The sequence below is a fragment of the Methylopila musalis genome, assembly GCF_042679725.1.
In the GTDB taxonomy this organism is placed as follows: domain Bacteria; phylum Pseudomonadota; class Alphaproteobacteria; order Rhizobiales; family Methylopilaceae; genus Methylopila; species Methylopila musalis.
In genome coordinates this window covers 1-1,398 of the sequence record NZ_JBHTMX010000349.1, presented here as the reverse complement: position 1 = coordinate 1,398, position 1,398 = coordinate 1, and the positions used below count along the sequence as shown (strand labels likewise).

Sequence of the window (1,398 nt, the reverse complement as noted above, 5' to 3'; positions counted from 1 at the left end):
CGAGCGCCGGTTCGGCCACCGCCGCCAGCGCGTCCTCGCCCACGGCGAATAGGCCGTCGACCTCGGCGCCGAGGCGCCGGCACGCGGCCGCGAGGTTGAAGCCCTTGCCGCCCGCCTCCAGCAGAAAGGCGTCCGCGGCCACGCATTCGCCCGCCCGCGGAGGCGCGGCCACCTTCGCGGAACAGGCCGCGACGAAACTTCCCAGAACGAAAATGTTCGCTCTCGCCGCGTTTTGCTGCATCATGGGCTTTCGCCGTTCGCGCCGCGCGTCATGCCGCGTCGCCTGCCGTTTCTCTTCCCACCACAGAACATTCGACGCGTCCGCGGTGATCGACGACCCGAGCCTTCATACCCTGCTCCGACTGCGCGACGATACCGCCATGCCGATCTATCGCCAGTTGGACCTTCAGATCGGCGCGCTGATCGAGCGCGGCGCGCTGCCGCCCGGCGCGACGCTGCCGGCCGAGCGCCGGCTGGCGGAAGACCTTGATATCAGCCGCACCACGGTGCGCCACGCCTATGACGCGCTGCGCCGCCGCAAGCTGGTGAGCGCCCACGGCCGGCTGGGCTTCATCGTGGAGGCGCCGCCGCGCATCGAGCCCGGCATGGAGCGGCTGAAGGGCTTCACGGAGGAGATGCGGAAGCTGAACCGCGTTCCGTCGTCGCGGATCCTTGAGCAGGAGGTGGTGAGCGACCGCTCCATCGCCTCGCTGTTCGGGCTGCCCTCCACCGCGACCTTCCTCCGGCTGGTGCGCATCCGCTACGGCGACGACGTGCCGCTGTCCCGCGAGGTGGCGTGGTACAGCCTCGCCGCCGCGCCCGACCTCGATCAGCGCGACCTGTCCGGCTCCGTCTACGAGGAGCTGCGCGCCTGCGGGGCCGCGCTGGTCTCCTGCGAGCAGACCATCGAGGCGACCACGCCGGACGCCGAGGAGTGCCGGGTGTTCGGCTTCTCCCAGCCCTTGCCCTGCCTTCTGATCAAGCGCCGCTCCAGCACCAAGGACGGCCGCATGGTCGAGTATGTGGAGGGCCTGTTCCGGGGCGACGCCTACGCTTACCGGCTGACGCTCGCGGTCTAGACGCGCCGCTCCGCGGCCCGCAGGTGGGACAGCATGGCGCGGATCTGGCCGGGCTTGATCGGCTTGTGGATCAGCGCGCAGCCGGCGGCGCGCACCCGCTCGGCCACCTCCGCGGTGTGGTCGGCGGTGGTGACGATCGCCGGCAGGTCGGGCGAGAATCGCCGCCGCAGCGCGGCCACCGCGTCGAGCCCGCAGGCGCCGTCGTCGAGATGGAAATCCACCAGCGCGATCTCCGGCGGCGCCGCGTCGTCGAGCCTCGCCTCAAGCTCGGGAAGCGCCCGCGCCGCGGCCGTCTCCACGCCCCAGCCGCCCAGCAGCC

Annotated in this window: 2 protein-coding genes and 1 pseudogene; 1 reads left to right on the top strand and 2 read right to left on the bottom strand. The window is 71.9% G+C overall.

Features of this window, described 5'->3' with window-relative positions; translation table 11 throughout:
- Positions 1-241 (bottom strand): PfkB family carbohydrate kinase (locus ACFQ4O_RS17540; RefSeq protein ID WP_378777662.1); only part of this gene is annotated, 241 nt, incomplete at its 3' end.
- A gap of 139 nt (positions 242-380) precedes the next feature.
- On the opposite strand from ACFQ4O_RS17540, the gene ACFQ4O_RS17535 reads away from it, so the two are divergent.
- A complete protein-coding gene (locus ACFQ4O_RS17535) occupies positions 381-1,079 on the top strand; it encodes a GntR family transcriptional regulator (protein WP_378777660.1) in 699 nt (232 codons plus the stop codon).
- Here ACFQ4O_RS17535 and ACFQ4O_RS17530 read toward each other — a convergent pair.
- A pseudogene (locus tag ACFQ4O_RS17530) lies at positions 1,076-1,398 on the bottom strand (hybrid sensor histidine kinase/response regulator); the annotation flags it as partial. The gene ACFQ4O_RS17535 and the pseudogene ACFQ4O_RS17530 overlap by 4 nt on opposite strands.

Coding starts and splice junctions, on each gene's coding strand:
- ACFQ4O_RS17535 (WP_378777660.1), top strand. CDS start 381: ATGCCGATCTATCGCCAGTTGGACCTTCAGATCGGCGCGCTGATCGAG.